Here is a 21,681-nt window from a genome sequence, read left to right on the forward strand (position 1 = left end):
GTGCTCAGTCCCGATGAGCTGCAGGAGCTGGAGGCCACCCTGTTGCCCACTCTGGAGCGCCACCACCTTCGGCTCCTGGCCCATGGCCTGCGAACCCTCCAGGCCATCGCCGGGCGGCGCATCGGTGAGCTCCCGCCGGACACGGAAGTAGCGGCCTGGGCCGCCGACCAGCCGCTGATCGCCGCCGATGCCGGCTTCGAGGAGGCCTTCCTCACCCAGATGGGCCACGTGGCCACCCAGCTGGCGGCCGTCGCCGCCGCCGCCAGCAAGGAGCCCCTCGGCCTCGAGCTGGCCGACCTCGTGCACTGGGCCACCGAGGAGGCCGACCGGCGCCTCAGGCCTCCGGCAGCCCCACCAGCCCCGCCACCAGGCTGACCCCGGCCAGGGCGGCGGCGGCGGCCAGTGCCCCCCGCCAGCCGGGCCGGTCCCCCTCCAGGGCCGCCAGGGGCAGGGCCATCACCGGCGCCGTCGACAGCAGGGCCACGGCCAGGCCCCCCGGCAGGCCCGCCAGGGCCGTCTGCTGCAGGGCGATGCCGGCGCTGGTGCCCAGCAGGGTGGCGGCCAGCGCCAGGGGCCAGCGGCGCCCGGCTGGCCGGGGCCCCTGCGCGGCCCGCGGCAGCCCCACCAGCAGCGGCAGCATCACCAGGGCGGCTGCCGCCAGCCGCAGGGTGGCGGCCTGCAGCGGCTCAGGCCCCCCGGCCAGCAGCCCCGCCCGCGCCAGCAGCGCCCCGCCGCTGCCGCAGGCCAGGGCCCCGAGGGCCAGGGCCACCCCGAGCCCGTCAGCGGCCGCCCCATCACCGCCCGCGGGCAGGGCACCCTCGGGCCCGTCCGGCCGGGGGGCGCGCTGGTGCACCACCAGCAGCACCGCCAGGGTGATCAGCCCGATCCCCAGCCACTGGGCCGGCCGGGGCACCTCCCCCAGCAACGCCACCCCCGCCAGGCTCGTGACCGCCGGACCACCGGCGTCGATGGTGAGGGTGCGCCGGGTGCCCAGCCGCCGCAGGGCAGCAAAGAAGAGCGTGTCCCCCAGGGCGATCCCCAGCACGCCGCTGAGGGCCAGCAGCAGCAGCGAGCGCGGCGCCATCTGCCACGGCAGCAGGAGGGCCAGCGGCAACAGCAGGGCCACCGCCAGCAGGTTCTTGAGCAGGTTCAGCCGGGCGGCCGAGAGGGAGGTGGGCAGCCGGCGCCAGAGCAGGCTGGAGAAGGCCCAGCAGAAGGCGGCCGCCAGGGCGGCGGCGACGGGGGCGGCGAACAAGGGGCCGCGGGAAGGTGGGAGAGTTGCGATCATCGCCTGATCGCGCCCCATCGCCTGAGGCCCCCGTGAGCGGATCCATCGCCGACGCCATCAGCTTCTTCCGGCTCAGCTGCGGCCGTTGGCGCTCCCAGCGCAGCAGCCACCACCTGCTGCACCGCCGCGCCGAGGCGGGTGGTTCCTTCATTGAAGTGGTGGAGCTGGAGACGGCCGATCCGCGCCTGGAGGCGATCGCCGTGCTGCACGGCCAGGATCCGGCCGGCCTGGTGGGCGGCTGCCGGGTGCGCTGGAGCGGCTCGATGGCCTGGGACAAGGCCGGCGAGGCCCACGAGGGCGAGAGCGTCTTCGGCCTGATCCCCACCGACGAGCGCGGCCGCCGCGGCCTGCTGCTGCGCGACCGCGGCTACGCCGAAACGGCCCCGGTGGCGGGCCACTTCGCCATGGACGACCGGGACGGCCTGCTGCTCACCACCAGCTACGAGACGATGAACAGCCTGGAGCGCTTCAGCTTCGCCGGGCCGGACGTGCGCCTGCGCACCAGCACCGTCGAGGGACTCTCCAACACCGCCTCCTTCTGCGTCGAGACCCGCATCGGCGACGGGGCGGCCAGCGCGGCCGTCGCCGGCGCCGACGCAACGGAGACTCCGGCGAGCCCCGAAACCGCCTGCCTGTCGGCCCTGGGCTGGTGACGGGGCCCGCGTTGGTGTTGTGTCGCCAACGTTACGGACTGTGAGCCCTGCCCTCCCGGGCCCGGGGCCGCCGGGGCCCTACTTCTACGATCCCCAACGACGGATGCCGGACCACGCGTGGCTCTTCCACTCCTCAAGTACCCCCCCACCTCCCAGAACTCGCGCGTCGCGCCGTTCCGGGTGGGTTCCGACGAGGACCCCAAGGCCGTGTCCATGGACAAGGCCATGGACCGGGAAGATCAGAATTTCGTGATCGAAGCGGCCTACCGCCAGATCTTCTTCCATGCCTTCAAGGTCGACCGCGACCGCACCCTTGAGTCCCAGCTGCGGGACGGCCAGATCAACGTGCGGGAGTTCATCCGCGCGCTCTGCCTGTCGGACACCTTCAACCGCAGCTTCTACAACCTGAACAGCAACTACCGGGTGGCCCGCCACCTGGTCGAGAAGCTGCTGGGCCGCCCGGTCCACGGCAAGGCCGAGGAGATCGCCTGGTCCGCCGTGATCATGACCAAAGGGGTCAGGGGCGCGGTGGACGCCATCCTCGACTCCCAGGAGTACCTGGACGCCTTCGGTTACGACACCGTCCCCTACCACCGCAACCGGGTGGTGGGTTCCCGCGAAGTGGGCGAAACCCCCTTCAACATCACCTCCCCCCGCTACGAGTCCTACTACCGGGGCATCCTGGGCTTCCCCCAGATCGTCTACACCGGCAAGTCCCGCAGCTTCCCCGAGCGTGCCCAGCAGCGCCGCGGCGGCTTCCCGCAGGACTACCTGCCCTGGGTCCGCACCCTGCCCGCCCTGCGTGGTGTCGGCAGCGCCGCCGCCGGCAACACCGGTATGGACTACCTCTCCAAGGTGCCCTACCGCAGCATCGGCCGCTGAGAACGACCCTCGCCGGCCGGTCTCCCGCCGGCACCTGAGTTGCCCTGGCCCTGCCGCTTTCCAGCGGCGGGGCTTCTTCTTGTCCCCGTCTGGGGAGAGGGCGTGCGGGCGCGCCCCTGGCCGTCAGTGGATGCTGACCCCGGCCGACCGCTTCCGCCCAAAGCCGGAAAGGTCCTCCAGACTGATCCCAAACGAATTCTGATGTTGTGAGCCAGAAGACGCTGACCTCCCTGGCGATGATGACGCTGCGCCAGCTGCGGCAGATCGCCAGCGACCTCGGCGTGTCGCTCTACAGCCGCAAGTCGAAGGAGGAGCTGGTGGAGGCCATCAGCACCCGCCAGGTGGAGGAGGGCGAGGGCCGCAGCCTCGAGCGCATCGAGGCCGAGATGGCCCCGGCGCCGCGGCCGGCCGCCGAAACCCGCGTCGTCTTCCTGCCCCGCGATCCCCAGTGGGCCTACGTCTTCTGGGACATCTCCGAGGACGACCGCAGCGACGCCCTCCATGCCGGCGCCTCCCAGCTCTGCCTGCGCGTCGCCGACGTCACCGGCCTGGCCGGCGGCTCCGCCCATCCCCACACCCTCCAGGAGGTGGTGGTCGACAGCCATGCCACCGAGTGGTACCTGCCCGTCCCCCTCTCCGATCGCGACTACCGCGTCGAGCTCGGCTACCGCAAGGGCGGTGGCGGCGGCTGGATCTCCCTGGCCTTCTCCTCGGTCGCCCGGGTGCCCTCCCTGCATCCCTCCGAGCAGATCCTCGATCAGTTCGTCCCCTTCTCCCTCGACGCCTTCCCCTCCGCCAGCGCCAGCCTGCCCGCCCCCGCCGAGGCGGTGGATTCCGGCCTGCACGAGCGGCTCTACCAGAGCGCCACCAGCCAGTGGCGCCGCCTGGGGCGCGGATCCGAGGCCTTCCATGAGATTGATGCCGCCGCCGGCCTCGAGAGCGGCGGTGCGTTCTCCGCCTCCGGCGCCGGCCCCTGGGCCTCCGGCCGCAGCGCCTCCGGTATCGGTGGGGTGGGCTCGCGTCAGCGCTCCTTCTGGCTGGTGGCCGATGCCGAGCTGATCGTCTACGGCGCCACCGATCCGGCGGCCCGCCTCAGCATCGGCGGTGAGGAGGTGCCCCTCTCGGCCGACGGCACCTTCCGGGTGCAGGTGCCCTTCCGCGACGGCCAGCAGCTCTACCCGATCGAGGCCCTGGCGGCCGACGGCGAGCAGAAGCGCAGCATCACCATGGAGTTCCGGCGCTCCACGCCGGAAGACAACAGCAACCCCGCCAGCCAGGCTGTCGCCGAGTGGTTCTGATGGAGAACACCGCCACCGGCTCCAACCGCGGCCTGCTCAAGGTGGTGGTCGCCCTCACCCCCCTGGCCGGCTCGATCCTGTTTCCGCTGGTGGTGCCCATCCTGATGCTGCGGGTCAGCATCTCGGCCGGGGTGATCGCCGCGGTGCTGATCGGCACCCTCTGGTTCGCCGCCATGCTGCGCACCTCGGAGATGCCCGGCCACCACTGAGGCCACACTGAGCACGCTGCGCGCCACGGCTTCGGCGCCCCCGGCCAGTCAACGCCGCAATGTCCCCCGCCGGGAAGGCTGAAGGAGCGGACCCCGCCGCCCCCTCAGCCCGTGGCCCCTCTCGCACTCCTTCCCCTGCTCCGGCCCGCCCAGCGCCTCCGCCCCACCCAGCGGCCCCTTCTCGCCCTGGCCATGGCCGGCCTCCTCGGCGGCTGTGGCCCCGCACCGGCGGCCCTGAGCGGCGGCACCCCCCGGGCCCTGCCCCTGCCCCCGGCCATCCGTGTGGCCTTCAACCACCGCGGCGATAGCCGCTACCGCAGCCCGGTCAGCGGCCAGTGGCGCCAGGGGGATGACCTGGAGGCCCTGCTGCTCGAAAGCATCCGCGAGGCCCGCCTGGAGATCCTGGTGGCGGTGCAGGAGCTCTCCCTGCCGGCGTTGGCCGAAGCCCTGGCGGAACGCCACCGCCGCGGGGTGCGGGTGCGGGTGGTGCTGGAGAACCTCTACAGCGCCCCCTGGAGCCAGCAGCATCCCGTCGATCTGCCGCCCCACCAGCGCCAGCGCCAGCAACAGCTGGCCGCCCTCGGCCAGGGGGACGCCGTGGCCGTGCTCCAGCGGGCCGGGGTGCCCCTGCTCGATGACACCGCCGACGGCAGCCGCGGCAGCGGCCTGATGCACCACAAGTTCCTGGTGGTCGACGGTCGGGTGGTGGTGACCGGCTCGGCCAACTTCAGCCCCTCCTGCATCCACGGCGATGCCGGCGCACCGGCCACCCGCGGCAACGTCAACCACCTGCTGCGCTTCGACAGCCCCGCCCTGGCCGGGGTGTTCGCCGCCGAATTCGCCCGGCTCTGGGGCGATGGCCCCGGCGGCCGGCCCGACAGCCGCTTCGGCATCGCCAAGGAGGGCGGACCGGCCCAGGTGGTCGATGTGGCCGGCACGCCGGTGGAGGTGCTGTTCGCCCCCCACCGCCGCCGCGACCCCAACCACGGCCTGGCCTGGCTCGAAACCCGGCTGGCCGGTGCCGGCCGGCGCCTCGATCTGGCCCTGTTCGTGTTTTCGGGCCAGAACCTGGCCGACCGCCTCCAGGAGCTGCATGGCCGCGGCGTGACGATGCGGCTGCTGGCGGATCCGGGCTTCGCCAACCGGGCCTTCAGCGAAACCCTCGACCTGCTCGGGGTGACCCTGCCCGACCAGGACTGCCGCATCGAAGCGGACAACCGGGCCTGGAGCACGCCCCTGGAAGGGGTGGGCACGCCCCGGCTGGCGGCCGGCGACAAGCTGCACCACAAGTTCGCCGTCATCGACCGCCGGGATGTGATCACCGGCAGCTTCAACTGGAGCCCTTCGGCTGCCTTCCAGAACGACGAGACCCTGCTGCTGATCCGCTCCCCCCTGCTGGCCCGCCACTTCGAGGCGGAGATCGACCGCCTTTGGCGCGGGGCCGAACTGGGCATCGGCCGCCGGCTCGCGCGCCGTCTGGAGCAGGGGCGGCGCAGCTGCGGCAGCGGCCGGCAGCGCCCCTCTGTCGCCGGCGGGGCGGTGATGGCAGCGCCGTCTACGATCCGGTAACGCATAGCACACGATTCATGGACCCGGCGTCCAGCTCCGTCTCCACCCCCAGCTCCGTCTCCAGCTCCCGCCAGGTCACCCCGCGCCTGGACGCCATCAACCTGATGCTGCGGGACCTGCACACCCGCCACGACGAGATCCGCCACCGGGCCGCGTTCCGGGGCTGCACCAGCGAGCTGCTGACCCTGCAGCAGGAGCTGGTCGACTACCTGCTCAGCAAGAAGCACTCCCTGCAGGGGGCGGAGAACGCCAGCCCCGAGGAGGGCCTCAACTACAACTCCTTCACCTGAGCGCCCCCTCCGGAGCCGCCACCGCCCGCGCCCTGGTGGTGGGGGCCGGCCCCGCCGGTGCCAGCCTGGCCCTGCTCCTGGCCCGCCGCGGCCTCGCGGTCGACCTGATCGATGCCACCGGCCGTGGCGGCCGGCCGTTCCGCGGCGAGGGCCTGATGCCCAGCGGCCTGGCGGCCCTGGCCGCCATGGGCCTTGAGCCGCTGCCGGCGGCGGTACGGCGGCGGCCCCTGACGGCCTGGAGCTTCTTCCTCGATGGTCAGGCCCTGTTCGAGGCGGCCGAGCCCATGGGCAGCAGCGTCCCCTGCACCCTGATCGACCAGGACTCCCTGATCGCCAAACTGCTCGAGCAGGCGGGCCGGCAGCCGGGCTTCCGCTTCCACCCGGGCCAGGCCGCCAGCGATCTGCTGCTGCGGGACGGCCGGGTCGCCGGTGTGCGCCTGACGGACGGCACCGCCCTGGAGGCGGAGCTGGTGGTGGCCTGCGACGGCCGCGATTCGCTGCTGCGCCGCAGGGGCGGCCTGGAGCTGGAGAGCGCCCCCAGCCCCCTCGACGTGCTCTGGTTCCGGCTGGAGTCGCCGGGGGCCGCTGGGGTGCTCGATTGGCTGGCCGGCCGCTTCGTGACGGTGGTGGGTGCCTCGGGCAGCTATGCCCTGTTCCCCTCGGCCCGCGGTGGTGTCCAGCTGGGCTGGGCGGTCGCGCCGGCGCCCGGCCCGGCCGGCCCGGCCGGACCCGCAGCCTGGGCGGAACTCTGGGCTAACGACGCCCCCGAGGCCCTGGCCCGGCTGCTGCGGGAGCTACCGGCGGCGGCCGTCCAGGGGCCGGTGCGGCTGCCGGTGCGGGTGGGGCTCTGCCCCCGCTGGCAGCGGCCCGGCCTGTTGCTGCTCGGGGATGCCGCCCACCCGATGAGCCCGCTGCGGGCCCAGGGGATCAACATGGCCCTGCGCGATGCCCTGGTGGCCGCCCGGCACCTGGGGCCCGCCCTGCTGGACGGGGACCCCGGGGCCATCGACGCGGCTGCGGCGGCGGTCGTCGCCGAACGGCGACCGGAGATCCGGCGGATCCAGGCGCTGCAGGAGCAGGAGGCCCGTCGGGCGGATCTGCTGCGCCGCCGGCATCGCCTGCGGGGCCTGCTGGCCCGCACCGCCCGCTGGAGCGGCCCGCTGCTCGCCCGCCGCTGGCTGGCATCCCAGCGGCCGCTGCGCGACGGCACCGCGGCCATCGCCAGGGATCCCGGGGCGGCGGCCATGATTGGGTGACCTCCCCGCCCGCCATGGACCGGTCCCCTCGCGCCACCTCCCCGGCTCCCCGTCGCCTCGGAGCGGCCCTGCCGCACCTGGCCCTGCTGGCGAGCCTGCCCCTGGCGGGGGCCTCACCGCTGCGGGCCGCGCCGGAGCTGCCCCCCTTTCCCCCCTCCTCCGAGTTCCGCTCCCTGCAGCTGATCACCCTGGCCTGCAGCCGCGAGAACACCGCCGAGCCCTGCGAGAAGGCCCGCAGCCTGGCCAACCCCCTCCTCGACCATCCGCGCCTGCCGGCCAGCTGCAAGGACGTGCTCTGGACGATCCGTCAGCGGTCGGTGGTGGCGGCCAGCAACAGCTTCGAGCGGCGCGAACCGATCGACCGCGCCGCCCGCAGCCTGACGGCCGTCTGCCGCCTGCAGCTGCCAGTGGCCAAGCCGGCGGAGAATGCCGCCCCACGGCCCCAGGGAGGCCTGAACCTGATCAATCCCAATCAAAACTGAAGCGCTGACCGGGCAGCAGCCGCTGCAGCTCCCGGGTCAGCTCCGCCATCAGCTGGCGGCTCACATCGGGATGCTCGCGCAGCTCCTTGACCAGATCCGCCACGTCGGTGCTGGTGAGGCCATGGCTGCTGATCCTCGCCTCCACGCGCTGGCGGAACTGCTCCAGCAGCAGCTCCTGCTGGGGAGAAAGGGGCCCGTCATCCGAGGGGTGCTGAATCTCCATCGGTGCGGGGTCAGGGCTGGGGCTGGGCCGGATCCGGGCTCGCCGAGGCAGCCGCCCGGGGAGCGTCGCCATCGATCAGCGCCAGCAGCCGGGTCGAGGTGTCCCGCATGAAGGCCAGGGTCATGGGGGTGACGACGACGGCCTTGTCCGCCAGCTGGCAGAGGGGGTTGCGCTCCCCCTTGGCCTCACAGCTGCTGGAGAGCCCCAGCAGGGCATTGGTGAGCTTGCCCCGCAGGCAGGATTCGGCCCCCGCCCCGGCCAGCACCGCCTCGGCGGCAGTGTGGGTGCGGCTCACCGCTTCGGCATAGGGAAGGGCCTTCGGGGCTCCCATGACCGCCCCCCTCACCGAGGCAGGGCTGAACACCACCGCACCGGCGGCGACGACGGCAGCGGCAGCGGCCAGGCGCAGGGCGGTGGCCAGGCGCAGGGCGGAGGGAAGCGACCGAAACGCCATGGGGTGGCCAGCAAGCTGGACCCAGGCTAGCCAGCTCGGTCAGCATCACCAGCAACGGCAGGACCGCCCGAATCGGCGGAGGTAGCTTGGGGCTCCCCCGAGCACCAGGACGCCGGCCATGGCGATGACGACCGAGCTGCGTCAGGTGGCGCTGGAGCGACCCTTCGACGACCAGAAGCCCGGCACCTCCGGCCTGCGCAAGAGCACCCGCCAGTTTCAGACCCCCCACTACCTGGAGAGCTTCATTGAAGCCTCCCTGCGGGTGGTGCCCGGCATCGCCGGCGGCACCCTGGTGGTCGGCGGCGACGGCCGCTACGGCAACCTCGCGGCAATCAGCGTCATCGCCCGCATGGCGGCGGCCCATGGCGTCAGCCGCCTGATCACCACCACCGGCGGCATCCTCTCCACCCCGGCCGCCTCCCATCTGATCCGCAGCCACGGCGCCGTGGCCGGGATCATCCTCTCGGCCAGCCACAACCCCGGCGGCCTCGACGGCGACTTCGGCGTCAAGATCAACGGCGCCAACGGCGGTCCGGCCCCGGAATCGGTCACCGATGCCATCCATGCCGCCACCCTCAGCCTGGACGGCTACCGCATCCTCGACGCCGACCCCCTGAAACTGGCGGTCCCCGGAACGGCGACCATCGGCGCCATGGCCGTGGAGGTGATCGACGGCGTCGACAACTATGTGGCGTTGATGCAGAAGCTGTTCGACTTCGACCGCATCGCCGCCCTGCTACGGGGCGACTTCCGCGTCGCCTTCGATGCCATGCATGCGGTCACCGGCCCCTATGCCAGCCGCCTGTTTGAGGGGCTGCTGGGGGCCCCGGCCGGCACGGTGCGCAACGGCGTGCCCCTGGCAGACTTCGGCGGCGGCCACCCCGACCCCAACCTCACCTACGCCCACGAGCTGGCCGACCTGCTGCTGGCTGGTGGTGCGTATGACTTCGGCGCCGCCTGCGACGGCGACGGTGACCGCAACATGATCCTGGGCCGGCACTGCTTCGTGAATCCCAGCGACAGCCTGGCCGTGCTCACCGCCAACGCCACCCTGGCCCCCGGCTACGCGGACGGCCTGGCGGGCGTGGCCCGCTCGATGCCCACCAGCGCCGCCGCCGACGTGGTCGCCGCCGAGCTGGGCATCCCCTGCTTCGAGACCCCCACGGGCTGGAAGTTCTTCGGCAACCTGCTCGATGCCGGCCGGATCACCCTCTGCGGCGAGGAGAGCTTCGGCACTGGCAGCAACCACATCCGCGAGAAGGACGGCCTCTGGGCGGTGCTCTTCTGGCTGCAGATCCTGGCGGTGCGGGGCTCCTCGGTGGCGGAGGTGATGGCGGGCCACTGGGGCCGCTTCGGGCGCCACTACTACTCCCGCCACGACTACGAGGCCGTGGCCAGCGACGCCGCCCACGGTCTCTACGACCGGGTCTCCGGGATGCTCGCCAGCCTGCCGGGCCAGGGTTTCGCCGGCCGCACGATCCGCACCGCCGACGACTTCGGCTACACCGACCCGGTGGACGGGTCGGTCAGCAAGGGCCAGGGGCTGCGGGTGCTGCTCGACGACGGCAGCCGGGTGGTGCTGCGGCTCTCTGGCACCGGTACCAAGGGCGCCACCCTGCGGGTGTACCTGGAGAGCTATTTGCCCCCCACCGGTGCCCTCGACCTCGACCCCCAGCAGGCCCTGAAGGATCTGATCGACGCCATCGACGAGCTGGCGGAGATCCGGGTGCGCACCGGGATGGATCGCCCCACCGTGATCACCTGAACGGCCCGGCTCCATGAGGCCCCCCGGCGCCCTTCGGTGGCTGACGGCGGCCTGGGTCTGCGCTGCCGCCGGGCCCCTGCAGGCCGAGGAGGCCACCAGCTTCGCCCCCACCACCACGGTGGACCTGCAGATCAACGCCGTTCTCGGCGCCCTGCAGTCCACCGGCAGTGAGGTGGACAGGGCCGGCAACAGCGCCGCCGGGGCGCCCCTGCTGAACGGGGTCAGCCTCAACCACGAGGCCCGCCTCACCATCGACACCAGCTTCACGGGTCAGGACCTGTTCCGGATCCGCCTGCGCACGGGCGACTTCGCCCCCTCCGGCTTCTTCTCCAACCCGCCCAGCCCCCTGACGCGCCTGGATGTGGCCTTCCAGGAGCCGGCCTGCCGCCCTGGGGATGCGGCCTGCCCGTCCCGGCTGGTCAGCATCAACCGCGCCTACCTGCAGCTGCCGATCGGCCCCGAGCTCCGGCTCAGCGTCGGGCCCCGGATCATGCAGCTCGACATGCTCCCCGTCTGGCCGAGCGTCTACACCGCCTCGCCGATCCTGGATCTGTTCCAGTACGCCGGAGCGCCGGGCACCTACGGCAAACGGCTCGGCGGCGGTTTCGGACTCTGGTGGCAGCCCAGAGGCGGCCTGCGGGGGCTGAGCCTGGGCTACGCCTACGTGGCCGGCCGGGCCGGGGGTTCACCCCAGGGGGGCGGCCTCTTCGGCGAGGCCTCCTCCCAGACCAGCACCCTGCAGCTGGCCCTGACCCGGCCCCAGTGGAACATCACCGGCGCCTGGAACCTGAGCGGTCCCCAGGTGCGGCTGCGGGGCACCCCCCTGGCCAGCCAGCTGGCGGCCGGGGCCGGTGACGGGAGCCTCAGCTCATGGTCGCTGGCGGGCTACTGGCAGCCGCGCCGCTCCGGCTGGCTGCCCTCGATCAGCGCCGGCTGGGGGCAGGACACGTTCCGCTTCGGCTCCTACCCGGTGGCGGGCCTGTCGGGGGTGCGCAGCCGCTCCTGGTACGCCGGCCTGATCTGGAGCGATGTGCTGGGGGTGGGCAACAGCCTGGGCTTCGCCATCGGCTCGCCCGCCCACGTCAGCGCCATCCGGACGCCGGTGCCGTTCTCCATCGACGACCGGGGCCTGGCCATGGAGCTCTACTACCGCATCCAGATCAGCGACGATCTCTCGGTGACGCCGGCGGTGTTCTGGTTGAGCCGGCCCCGCGGTGCACTCACCGGCAGCGCGGATCTTTCGGAGGCTCTGCTGGATCCGCTGGCCACGGGCGAGGCCAGCCTGAGCGTGTGGGCCGCCCTGATCCGGACGACGCTCCGCTTCTGAGCCCGCCATGGCCGTTGCGGCGGGTGCCCGGATCAACCGAACCAGTTGAGGAAGCGCTGGATCACCACGGCGTTGCTGATGTCCACGAAGAAACCGGACACCAGCGGCACGATGATGAAGGCCCGGTGGGCGGCCCCGTACTTCTGGGCCACCGCCGACATGTTGGCCATCGCCGTGGGGGTGGCCCCCAGGGAGATGCCCCCGAAGCCGGCGCAGATCACGGCGGCCTCGTAATCCCGGCCCATCACCTTGAACACCACGAACAGGGCGAACAGGAAGGACACCACGAACTGGGCCGCCAGGATGGCCAGGATGGGACCGGCCAGGGAGGCGATGGTCCAGAGCTGGAGGCTCATCAGCGACATCGTCAGGAAGATGCCCAGGGAGATGTCCGAGACGATGGCCAGCGAGCGGGGGGCGGCCAGGCAGCGTATCGGCAGCAGCCGCGGCACGGTGTTGGTGAGGAAGATCGCAGCGAACAGGCAGCTGACGAACAGGGGCAGGTTGCTGCCGGCGGCCCGCAGGGCCTCATGCAGCAGCTCCCCCAAGCCCAGACTCACGTTGAGCCAGAAGAGGGTGCCCAGCAGGCTGAAGTAGGTCACCGCCTCCGCCTCACCATCCGGGGCGCCGCCATCCACGGAGGCGGAGGAGCCGAAAGGGGCTGCATCCGGGGCCCCCGGCGGCTTGAGCCGGTGGCGGCGGATCAGGATCCGGGCGATCGGCCCACCCATCAGCGAAGCCAGCACCAGACCGAACGTCGCGCAGGCGATGCCGATTTCGAGGGCATTGCTGATGCCGTGGCTCTCGGCGAAACGCGGCGCCCAGGCGATCGCCGTGCCGTGGCCCCCCAGCAGGGACACCGACCCCCCCAGCAGACCCACCAGGGGATTGAGCCCCAGCAGCGCCGCCATGCCGATGCCGGTGAGGTTCTGCAGCACCATGTACCCCACGGTGGTGACCACCAGGATCAGCAGGGGCCAGCCACCCGAGAGCAGGGTCTTGATGTCGGCATTGAGGCCGATGGCCGCAAAGAAATAGAGCAGCAGAAAATCCCGCGTCTGCAGATTGAAGCCGATCTCCGTGCCGTTGATGGCATGGATCAGGGCCAGCAGCAGACAGACGAGAAGGCCGCTGGTGACCGGCTCTGGAATGTTGAATTCCCGCAGGAAACCCACCTTGCGGTTCAGCCAGCGACCGATCGCCAGCACCACGATGGCGATGTTGAAGGTCGCGAAGCTCTCGAACTGCATGGGTTGCGGGAATCAGGGGGAGGGCTTCAGGTGCAGCCCTGAACGGAGATCCGATAGCTGAACCCGAGGGCCGCCGGTGTGGTGGAGGAACCCACCCGGAAGTTCATCAAGCGGGTGCGCTTGCCGGGAACGGCCTGGAAGGGCCCGAACATCCGGCCCGTGCCGGGCTCGAACGTGGGCGTCTCATTGATCACCTGCAGACTGCTGCCGTCGGTGAAGACCATGAAGCCCGACACCGGGAAGCTGGCGCGCTCGCTGGAAGCCGACGTGAAGAAGAAGCGATAACTGCGAAAATCGCGATCCACGACGAAGTCGGTGTTCCAGTTGGTGCGGCCCACGAGCCGGTCCGGCCCGATCCGCTTCGACACCACCGGGTTGCCGCCGCCGCCGAGCGGCATCAGAAAGCGACAGCTGGCCTGGGCGGCAGGAACGCCGGTGGCCGCCGTCGCGGCCAGGGCGACAACGGCGGGGAGGATCGAACCGATGGAGGCCATGCGCGGGAAGGGCAGCTGCCGACGCTCAAGCATGGCGTACGGACGAGCCCGCGCCAGGCCGCGGAGCACAGGGGCGATCAGGGGCTCCCGTCGGGTCTGGAGGCGAACAGATTGAGGCCCAGCCGCTCAGAGAGAAAGCGGGCTGTGAGCTGGCCGCGCACACTGTTGCCCGCCTCATCCAGCGGCGGCGCATAGGTGGCCAGGCCCCCCTTGCCGGGCGCCACCGTGATCATGCCGCCGGCCACCCCGCTCTTGCCAGGCAGGCCGGTGGCGTAGAGCCAGTCGCCCGAGGTCTCGTACAACCCCGCCGTGACCATCACCGCCAGCACGTGCTGGCAGTGGATGGCATCGATCACCTGCTCCCCGGTGACGGGCTGGCGGCCGCCGTTGGCCAGGGTGGCGGCCATCACCGCCAGGTCGGCGGCGGTGACGCTGAGGGAACACTGGCGGGTGTAGAGCTCGGTGGCCTCGTCGGGATCCCACCAGATGCGGTCATGGTCGCTGAGGAGTGTCGCCAGGCCGGCGTTGCGGCGATTGGTGGCCAGCTCCGACGCGCAGACCTCGGCATCGATCTCCAGCCGCCGGCCGGCGAAGCGGGAGAAGCCGTCCTGGATGAAGGCCCACTTGGCCTCACTGCTGGCGCCAGGCGCCAGGCTGGTGGCGGCGATCGCCCCGGCGTTCACCATCGGATTGGAGAGGCCGTCGCCGCTGCGCTCCACCGCCAGCACGGAATTGAAGGGCAGGCCGGTGCTGTTGACGCCGAGCTTCTCGCGGGCTTCCTCCTCACCGATGGCCTGGCAGATCAGGGCGAACAGGAACGGCTTGGAGATGCTCTGGATGCTGAAGGCCACCCGGGCCTCCCCGGCCTCGAACAACGCCCCGCCGCAGCTGGACACGCAGAGGCCGAAGTGCGCCGGATCCGCCGCCGCCAGCGCCGGGATGTAATCGGCCACCTGGCCGTCGCGGACCTGTGCAAAGCGGCGATGGGCTTCCGCCACCAGCTCCTGCACCACCTCCGCGGTGGGCAGGTGACCGTTGGACACCCATTCGGACACGGACCACATGGTGGGAGGCGGGGTGGAGGGCGAAAGGTTCCGTGGAGGCGCCGGGGGATCGCGGCATCAGTCCGGCGATGTCCGCTCCCAGGGAAAACTGGGCAGGCGATGCAGGGCCTCCCGCTGGGCGTCGCTCCAGGTCTCGACCATCGCGGCCAGCTCAGGCGCCTCGGGGTCGAACGTCACGCGGTGGGTCACCGCCAGGGCGTTGGCGGGAAGGATGGCCAGCTCGAAAGGGGGGCCCACCGTGAGATTGGAGCGCTGGGTGAGCACTTCCGAGATCAGGCAGAGCCGGGCGGCATCCTCCAGGGAGAGGTTGGTATGGCCCACGTTGTCGAGCGGAGGCTTTCCATACTTCGTCTCCCCGATCTGCAGGTACGGCGTTTCCCGGGTGGCCTTGATGGCGTTGCCCTCGGCATAGACCAGATACAGCCCATGGGCCTCCCCGCCGATCTGGCCGCCCAGGAGGAACGAGGCCCCGGCACTGGCCCCGGCCTTCTGCAGCGCAGGGCCGTTCTCCTGCTGCACCGCCACACTCACCCGGCCGATGTAGGCGGCCGCCTCGAACAGATAATCGCAGGAGCGCAGCGTCGTCTCGTTCGGGCTGGAGTCCTCGGCGGATCGATCGAGATCCCGCTGGATCCAGTTGACCACGGCCTGGGTGGTGGCCAGATTGCCGGCAGCGAGAAGCACGAACAGCCGGTCGGAAGCCGGCTGGAAGACGTACATTTTGCTGTAGCTTGAAATATAGTCGACTCCTGCATTCGTGCGGGAGTCGGAGACCATCACTAGGCCCTTCTCCAGCCAGTAGCCGATGCAGTACGTCACTCCGTTCGGCAGCAGAAAAGGTGCCGTGAGGCTAGCCCACGGTCAGCAAATCAACGGCCCGGAAGTGACCGGGATCACGGCATGCCAGCCTCCGGTAGGAACCGGCCCTCAGGGTGCGGCAGGAGGCGCCGTGGACGGGGCGGTGGGGTCGCTGACGTTGGCGCAGAGATCAAGCACGATCTGCTGACCCAGCGACCGCCCAAGCGGCACCGACCAGGGCTCCCAGGCCCCGTTGACCAGCCAGGCCTGTCGGAGGCTGCTGCAGTGCACCGCCACCGCCGTCGCCTGGGCCCGGGTCGGACCCACGTCCGCCTGGGTGGGTTGCACCAGGGTGACCCGCACCCCGCCGGGATGGAGCTTCCAGCCGCCCCAGTCGACGAGGGTGTTGCCGTAGAAGCGCCAGCGGACCGCCTCACCCTGTTTCGGCGGCACCGGTACAGGGGGCGCGGTGGGCGCCGGAGGCGTCACGGCCGGTGGCGTGGTCGGTGCCTGGGCCGGGGATGCCGGCTTCGCGGGGGGCGCCGGTTTGGCGGCGGCAGCTGGCTTGGCTGTGGAGGAAGGCTTCGCGGTGGACGAGGGCTTCGCGGTGGGCTTGGCCGCGGATGCCGGAGGGAGCTTCAGCCAGGCACCCACTTTGAGCTGGTCGGGCTTGAGCCCGGGATTGGCCTTCTGCAGATCCGCCGCGGTGGTCCGATGGCGGGCCGCCAGGAGCGCCAGGGTGTCCCCGGCGCGCACCTGCACGAGGCCCTTCGATGGCGGCAGTTTCAGCTGCTGGCCGATCTGCAGCTCCTCGGGATTGGTGATCCTGTTCAGACGGATCAACTCCTGGACGCTCACCCCATAACGGGCGGCGATGGCCTCCAGCGTGTCACCCTGGACAACCTTGACGCTGCGCGCCGGCGGGGCCGCCTGGCTGAAGGCTCCGGGGCTGAAGCTGAGACCGGTGAAGGACAGAAAAAGGGCGGCAAGAGCAGCCCCGGTCGCCGATGCCTGTCGACCCACCATCCCCTCACTCCCTGAATCAGCAAGCTATCAGAAGCGGACGCCAGCGCGGAGTCGGCACATCCCAGAGGCTGCCGATCGCCATCCGAACCGTTGCACGCAACGTCGCAACATTTCATCAAGGAGGGATAGATCAACCTGCCGACGAAACGGTGATCCGCCGATCGGCGGCATCGCTTCGGCACCGCGTGGCCAACACCGAGGAACGCGAACCACCGAAGGCGGGCCTGAAGACGCCGGCCTCAGCCCCAGGACGCCATGGTGCAACCCAGGGACGTCATGGTGCCGCCGCAGCCATCAGAAAGGGGGGTGCGGCCGCCGGCAACAGGGCGATCGCCGGCGCTCGCCTTTGCCGGCGGGCGGCCCCATTGAGGAGGGCAGCCAGCGCCTGGGCACCGTCGATCACAACCAGGACGGCCCAGACCAGCAGCAACAGCAGCTCCGCCAGAACGGTCCTCTCCGTGGCCGCGGGGGGTGGAACCGGCTCCGAAGGCTCCGGTTCGAGAGGTTCAGCCGTGGGGATCTCGCTGACGGCGGCCTCGCGGACCACGGACTGCGGTGCGTGCGCGGCCATCGCTGATGCGACGGGCACGGCCGTCACAGCCGGCACGGCGGGACTCGCCGGCTCGGCGGTGAGCTGAAACAGCAGAGCCGTAGGCGGCTCGCCAGGCACGGGCCAGGGCGGGCGTGAGGGCCGCCGGCCCCTGGTCTTCGCATGCTGCTCCCGCAGCCGTTCGGCAAGCGTGGGCAGCATGGAAGGGTTCCTCAATCTCCTGTAACGATCCTCACGGCCTGGCCCGGCCACCGCAATGGGCCCGCCGGGGCACTCCATGATTTGTCACAACGAGCCGGTGGGCTGGTCCCGGGCAGGGGCCAGATCCGCCCCCTCAGGGTCGGACTCCTCGAACCAGCGGGCCTCGAGGGCCTTGACCACCACATAGAAGGGGGGCACCACCCCCAGCGACAGCACCGTGGCCACCAGCAGGCCGCCGAAGATCACCGTGCCCAGGGACTGCTGGCTGTTGGCCCCCGCCGTGGTGGCCACCACCAGGGGCAGGAAGCCGGCCAGGGCGGCGATGGCCGTCATCAGGATCGGCCGCAGCCGGGACTCCGCCGAGGCAATGGCGGCCTCGGCGGCGGTCATGCCCTCCTTCATGTGCTGCTCGGCCACCTCGACGATGAGGATGCCGTTCTTGGCCGCCAGCCCGATCAGGGTCACCAGACCCACCTGGGCATAGATGTTGAGGTCGATCGATCGCAGCGCCAGGAACACCAGGGCGCCGAGCATGGCCAGGGGCACGGTCATCAGGATGATCACCGGGGTCACGTAGCTCTCGTACTGGGCCGAGAGCACCAGATAGACCACCAGGATCCCCAGGCCGAAGACCAGCACACTAGCGTTGCCCGCCGACAGCTGCAGGGCCGCCAGACCGGTGAAGGCATAGCCGATGTTGTTGAAGTCCTGGGCGCGGAACAGATCCTGGATCAGCGTCAGGGCCTGCCCGGAACTCTTGCCGACTGCCTCGGCCCCCTGGATCAGGATGGTGCGATAGAGGTTGAAGTGACTGATCACCGGCGGTGCGCTGGTGAGTTCGGCGGTGGCGAATTCCGACACCTGCACCAGCTTGTCATCCTTGCTGCGCACGTAGTAATTGAGGACATCCTCCAGGGATCTGCGGTTGTCGGCGGCCGCCTGCACGTAGATGTTCCTGACCTGGCCGCTCTCGTAGGTGAGGCCCGAGTAGTTGCTGCCCGCCAGGACGGCAATCGTCTGCATCGCCTGCTGGAAGTCGACGTTCAGGGCCCCCAGGATCGAGCGGTCGATCTTGAGGCCAAAGGCCGGGGCACTGGGGATGAACTGGGTGTAGAGGGTGGAGAAGCCGCCGCTGGCCGTGCCGGCCTGGATCAGCTGCTTGGCCTGATCATCGAGCTGGTTGAAGGTGAACGCCCCGTTGCTGAGGTCGTTGAACTGGAAGTAGAAGCCCCCCTGGGCCGAGAACCCCGGAATCGCCGGAGGCTGGGCCGCCACCGCCATGCCGGAGCTGATCTGGCTGAGCTTGGCGTTGAGCCGGCTGACGATCGCCGGGGCCTTCTGGTCGGCCCGGCTGCGCTCCTCCAGGGGCTTGAAGCCGAAGAAGAACACCCCCTGGTCGGGACTGGCGCCGTTGAAGCCATACCCGCTCACCACCGAACCGGCGATGATCTCCTCCTCGGCATTCAGGACCTTGGCCACCTCCAGGGCGGTGCCCTGGGTCTGGCTGAGGGAGGCACCGTTCTGGAGTTGGAAGATGCCCAGGCCGTAACCCTGGTCCTCCTCGGGGATGAAGGCGGAGGGAAGGGCGGTGAAGGCGAACAGGGTGAGGGCAATACCGCCGCCCAGTCCCACCAGGATCCAGCGCCGCCGGGCGATCAGGGCCCCCACCATCGAGGCATAGCCACGCTCCAGGCGCGTGAAGAAGGCGTTGAAGCGGCTGAAGATCCAGACCAGGTTGGCACCGGCGAGCACACCGCCGACCACGCCGATTCCATAGGTGATGCTGCCGAAGGAGGCGGCGCTGAAGCGGCCGAAGGCCAGGCCCACCACCACGCCGCCGATGATGCCCACCACACGTCCGGGGGGCGCTGATTTCTGGCTCCGCAGCAGCAGGGCCGAGAGCATGGGCGAGAAGGTGAGGGCGTTGAAGGCGGAGATCGCGATCGAGAAGGCGATGGTGAGGGCGAACTGGCGGTAGATGATGCCGATGCCGCCGGGATAGAAGGCCACCGGCACGAACACCGCCATCAGCACCAGGGCGGTGGCCACCAGGGCGCCGAACAGCTCCCCCATGCATTCCATGGCGGCCTGACGGGGACGCATCCCCTTCTCCAGGTTCTTCTCCACCGCCTCGATGACCACGATGGCGTCATCCACCACCAGACCGGTGGCCAGCACCAGGCCCAGCAGGGTCAGCTGGTTGATCGAGAAACCGAAGATTTTCACGAAGGCAAAGGTGCCGACCAGGGAGATCGGAATCGCCAGGCTGGGCACCACAGTCGCCCGCCAGTCCTGCAGGAACAGGAACAGGATCAGCAGCACCAGCACGATGGCCAGGCCGAGGGCATCCACCACCCCCTCCACGGCCGACTCGATGAACTGGCCGATGTTGTAGATCTCGAACACCTTGACGCCCGGGGGGACGCTCTGGGTGAACTGGTTCATCACCTGAACCACCTGGTTCGAGACATCGAGGGCGTTGCTCTCGGGGGTCTGGAAGACGGCGACCGTGATCGAGGGGTGGCCTTCGATGCTCACCGCCTGCTGGGCGAAGGTGTTGGTGCCGTAGGTGGCTTCACCGACATCCTTGAGACGCAGCAGGTTGCCGGTGGAGGTGCGGCCGACGATCAGGTTGTTGAGCTCCTCGACGGACACCAGGTTGCCGTTGTTCTCCACCAGGATCGGGTAGGCGAACTTCTGGTTGCCCGCGGCCGGCGGACCGCCCACCAGGCCGCCGATGGCGACGCTGTTCTGGCTGGCCACCGCATTGACCACCTGATCGGCGGTGAGGTTGTTGGCGGAAAGCTTGTTGGCATCGACGAACAGCCAGAAGGCCGGATTGCTGCCCCCCAGCAGGTTGACGGTGGCCACCCCGGGCACCCGCTCCAGTTGGTAGTACAGATTCTGATAAATCAGGCCGTTGAGATAGGACGCATCGAACTGACCTTCCGTCGACGTCACCTGATAGGCCAGCAGGATCGACGGGGTGCTCTGCATCACCGAAACCCCGGTGGCCTGCACCTGCTGGGGCAACTGGGGCATCGCCAGAGAGACGCGGTTCTGCACGTTCACCTGGTCGATATTGATATCGGTGCCTTCATTGAAGAACACCTGAATCGTGCTCGTCCCAGACATGTTACTGGTCGAAGAGATATAATTCGCGCCGGGAACACCGTTGATCTGCTGCTCGATGGGATTGGTCACCGCCTGCTCGGTGACCAGGGAATTGGCGCCCCCATAGTTGGAGGTAACCTGGATCAGGGGTGGGGCAATGTTCGGGAGGTTCTCGATCGACAGCGTGGGGATGGCGATCAGGCCCACCAGCACGATCAGGATGCTGCAGACGGTGGTCAGAACCGGCCGCTTGATGAAGTTATCGGAGAACGACATCGGAGTTCAGCTCGCCGCCGGAGCCGGTGCCGGTGCCGGTGCCGGTGCCCGCCGTACCGGCATGCCGGAGCGCAGCAGGGCCGTGTTGCTCACCACGACCTCATCCCCCTTGCTCAGGCCGGAGAGCACCGGATAGGCGTTGTTCTGCAGCTTCCCCAGCTTCACCGCCGTCTGGACCACCACCGGCGTGGTGCCCGGCAGCTTCTCCAGCTTCTGCTTCTGGGCCGGCAGCAGCTGATCGGAGGCCTTGATCCGGGGCAGGACCGTGGAGAGGGGCAGCACCCGGTACACGAAGGGTTGCTGGGCCTGCATCATCACCGCCTCCACCGGCACCGCCAGCTGGTCGCTGCTGCCGGTGATGATGCGGTTGCGCACGTACTGGCCTGTCTTCAGCACCCCCGTGAGATTGGGGAACTCCGCCTTCACCAGCACCGTGTTCGGCTGGCCCGAGGACTGGGTGGCATTGGCGAAATAGGGGGAGACGAAGACCACCCGGCCCACGCCCCTCACCGGAGGATTGCCCTGGCTCTCCACCTGCACCGGCTGACCGATCTTCACCTGGCTGGACTGGGTGGCCGGCACATCCATCAGGGTCCAGAGGGAGGCGTTGTTGACGATTCCCGTGATCGCCTGGCCCTGGCGCACGTAATCCCCCAGCTTGACCGAATCGAGGTTGCCGATCTGGCCGTCGATGGGGGCGGTGACGAATTTGTAGCCGAGGGTGGCGGCACTGGAGCGGGCCTGGTCGCGGCTCTGGATCGCCTGGGTGATGTAGTAGTCGCGGTCCTTGGTGGAGACGGCCCCCTGCTCGTTGAGGAAGACGTAGCGCTCGGCGTTGACGCGATCCTTGATCGCCTCGGCCCGGTCGGAATCGAGGGTGGCCGATTCCTGCACGTTGTCGAGCACCAGGATCGGCTGGCCCGCCTTCACCTGCTGGCCCTCCCTGGCCAGGATCCGCACCACCCGCCCATCCGACTGGGGCCGCATCACCACATTGGAGGTGGACTCGATGGTGCTGATGGTCTCGATGCCCGGCGTGAAGCGGAACTCCCCCACCGTCACCGTCTGGACCACCAGGGGCGGCCTGGCCTCAGGGGCGGCGGAACCGCAGGCGGCCAGCAGCCACGTCAGGGGAAGGAGAGAGGGAAGAGCCTGCCAGCGCACCAGACCGGGGTCATACCTCCGCAAGGTACCGGAAAAGGCCCCTCCGCC

At 70.3% G+C, this 21,681-nt stretch carries 22 protein-coding genes; 11 read left to right on the forward strand and 11 right to left on the reverse strand.

Translation table 11 applies throughout. From position 1 onward, the window contains the following. Positions 1-375 (forward strand): hypothetical protein, encoded by a 375-nt coding sequence (locus CYAGR_RS07240; protein WP_015109148.1) that lies wholly within the window; start codon positions 1-3, stop codon positions 373-375. On the opposite strand, the gene CYAGR_RS07245 is transcribed toward CYAGR_RS07240, so the two are convergent. Then, entirely contained in the window at positions 335-1,306 is a 972-nt protein-coding gene (locus CYAGR_RS07245) for a DMT family transporter (RefSeq protein WP_015109149.1), read from the reverse strand. The genes CYAGR_RS07240 and CYAGR_RS07245 overlap by 41 nt on opposite strands. A gap of 14 nt (positions 1,307-1,320) precedes the next feature. On the opposite strand from CYAGR_RS07245, the gene CYAGR_RS07250 reads away from it, so the two are divergent. The 8 genes from CYAGR_RS07250 (at position 1,321) to CYAGR_RS07285 (ending at position 7,927) form a co-directional block, all read left to right on the forward strand. Continuing rightward, entirely contained in the window at positions 1,321-1,941 is a 621-nt protein-coding gene (locus CYAGR_RS07250; RefSeq protein WP_015109150.1) for a phycobiliprotein lyase, read from the forward strand. Positions 1,942-2,058: 117 nt separating this feature from the next. Further along, on the forward strand, positions 2,059-2,823 hold the full coding sequence (locus CYAGR_RS07255; RefSeq protein WP_015109151.1) for a phycobilisome rod-core linker polypeptide: 765 nt from the start codon (positions 2,059-2,061) through the stop codon (positions 2,821-2,823). 239 nt (positions 2,824-3,062) lie between these two features. Further along, positions 3,063-4,121, forward strand: a complete 1,059-nt coding sequence (locus tag CYAGR_RS07260) for a DUF4912 domain-containing protein (protein ID WP_083891434.1) — start codon at positions 3,063-3,065, stop codon at positions 4,119-4,121. Further along, positions 4,121-4,330, forward strand: a complete 210-nt coding sequence (locus CYAGR_RS07265; RefSeq protein WP_015109153.1) for a hypothetical protein — start codon at positions 4,121-4,123, stop codon at positions 4,328-4,330. Before CYAGR_RS07260 ends, CYAGR_RS07265 begins: the two co-directional genes overlap by 1 nt. A 192-nt stretch (positions 4,331-4,522) precedes the next feature. Further along, on the forward strand, positions 4,523-5,899 hold the full coding sequence (locus tag CYAGR_RS07270) for a phospholipase D-like domain-containing protein (protein ID WP_015109154.1): 1,377 nt from the start codon (positions 4,523-4,525) through the stop codon (positions 5,897-5,899). A 17-nt stretch (positions 5,900-5,916) separates the two neighbouring features. Then, positions 5,917-6,189: a hypothetical protein gene (locus tag CYAGR_RS07275; protein ID WP_015109155.1), complete on the forward strand. Its 273-nt coding sequence runs from the start codon at positions 5,917-5,919 to the stop codon at positions 6,187-6,189. 38 nt (positions 6,190-6,227) lie between these two features. Further along, complete coding sequence (locus tag CYAGR_RS07280) at positions 6,228-7,445, forward strand: FAD-dependent monooxygenase (RefSeq protein WP_245552626.1); 1,218 nt, start codon at positions 6,228-6,230, stop codon at positions 7,443-7,445. Positions 7,446-7,459: 14 nt separating this feature from the next. Further along, positions 7,460-7,927, forward strand: a complete 468-nt coding sequence (locus CYAGR_RS07285; RefSeq protein WP_015109157.1) for a hypothetical protein — start codon at positions 7,460-7,462, stop codon at positions 7,925-7,927. Here the strand turns inward: CYAGR_RS07285 and CYAGR_RS07290 are convergent. Then, positions 7,908-8,150 (reverse strand): hypothetical protein, encoded by a 243-nt coding sequence (locus tag CYAGR_RS07290; protein WP_015109158.1) that lies wholly within the window; start codon positions 8,148-8,150, stop codon positions 7,908-7,910. The genes CYAGR_RS07285 and CYAGR_RS07290 overlap by 20 nt on opposite strands. A gap of 10 nt (positions 8,151-8,160) precedes the next feature. Continuing rightward, positions 8,161-8,604 (reverse strand): hypothetical protein, encoded by a 444-nt coding sequence (locus CYAGR_RS07295; RefSeq protein ID WP_015109159.1) that lies wholly within the window; start codon positions 8,602-8,604, stop codon positions 8,161-8,163. Positions 8,605-8,722: 118 nt separating this feature from the next. Between CYAGR_RS07295 and CYAGR_RS07300 the strand changes: the two genes are divergently transcribed. Both CYAGR_RS07300 and CYAGR_RS07305 read left to right on the forward strand, forming a co-directional pair. Continuing rightward, the gene (locus tag CYAGR_RS07300; RefSeq protein ID WP_015109160.1) at positions 8,723-10,369 is read left to right on the forward strand and encodes an alpha-D-glucose phosphate-specific phosphoglucomutase; all 1,647 of its coding nucleotides are present in this window, start codon (positions 8,723-8,725) and stop codon (positions 10,367-10,369) included. Positions 10,370-10,382: 13 nt separating this feature from the next. Next, positions 10,383-11,696, forward strand: a complete 1,314-nt coding sequence (locus CYAGR_RS07305; protein WP_015109161.1) for a porin — start codon at positions 10,383-10,385, stop codon at positions 11,694-11,696. Positions 11,697-11,728: 32 nt separating this feature from the next. Here CYAGR_RS07305 and gltS read toward each other — a convergent pair whose 3' ends face one another. The 8 genes from gltS to CYAGR_RS07345 form a co-directional block, all read right to left on the reverse strand. Continuing rightward, positions 11,729-12,946 carry a sodium/glutamate symporter gene (gene gltS / locus CYAGR_RS07310; protein ID WP_015109162.1) on the reverse strand — a complete coding sequence of 406 codons (1,218 nt, stop codon included), beginning with the start codon at positions 12,944-12,946 and terminating at the stop codon, positions 11,729-11,731. A gap of 26 nt (positions 12,947-12,972) precedes the next feature. After that, on the reverse strand, positions 12,973-13,473 hold the full coding sequence (locus tag CYAGR_RS07315) for a hypothetical protein (protein WP_015109163.1): 501 nt from the start codon (positions 13,471-13,473) through the stop codon (positions 12,973-12,975). Positions 13,474-13,517: 44 nt separating this feature from the next. Next, a complete protein-coding gene (gene glsA / locus CYAGR_RS07320; protein ID WP_245552627.1) occupies positions 13,518-14,483 on the reverse strand; it encodes a glutaminase A in 966 nt (321 codons plus the stop codon). Positions 14,484-14,561: 78 nt separating this feature from the next. After that, complete coding sequence (locus CYAGR_RS07325; RefSeq protein ID WP_245552628.1) at positions 14,562-15,224, reverse strand: proteasome-type protease; 663 nt, start codon at positions 15,222-15,224, stop codon at positions 14,562-14,564. Between the two features lie 207 nt (positions 15,225-15,431). Then, positions 15,432-16,328 (reverse strand): lytic transglycosylase, encoded by an 897-nt coding sequence (locus CYAGR_RS16440; protein WP_015109166.1) that lies wholly within the window; start codon positions 16,326-16,328, stop codon positions 15,432-15,434. Between the two features lie 274 nt (positions 16,329-16,602). Next, on the reverse strand, positions 16,603-17,079 hold the full coding sequence (locus tag CYAGR_RS07335) for a hypothetical protein (protein ID WP_015109167.1): 477 nt from the start codon (positions 17,077-17,079) through the stop codon (positions 16,603-16,605). An 84-nt stretch (positions 17,080-17,163) separates the two neighbouring features. Next, positions 17,164-20,469 carry an efflux RND transporter permease subunit gene (locus CYAGR_RS07340; RefSeq protein WP_015109168.1) on the reverse strand — a complete coding sequence of 1,102 codons (3,306 nt, stop codon included), beginning with the start codon at positions 20,467-20,469 and terminating at the stop codon, positions 17,164-17,166. A 6-nt stretch (positions 20,470-20,475) separates the two neighbouring features. Next, positions 20,476-21,657 carry an efflux RND transporter periplasmic adaptor subunit gene (locus CYAGR_RS07345; RefSeq protein ID WP_015109169.1) on the reverse strand — a complete coding sequence of 394 codons (1,182 nt, stop codon included), beginning with the start codon at positions 21,655-21,657 and terminating at the stop codon, positions 20,476-20,478. Positions 21,658-21,681: the final 24 nt, after the last annotated feature.

The sequence above is a fragment of the Cyanobium gracile PCC 6307 genome (assembly GCF_000316515.1).
GTDB classification, from domain to species: Bacteria; Cyanobacteriota; Cyanobacteriia; order PCC-6307; family Cyanobiaceae; genus Cyanobium; species Cyanobium gracile.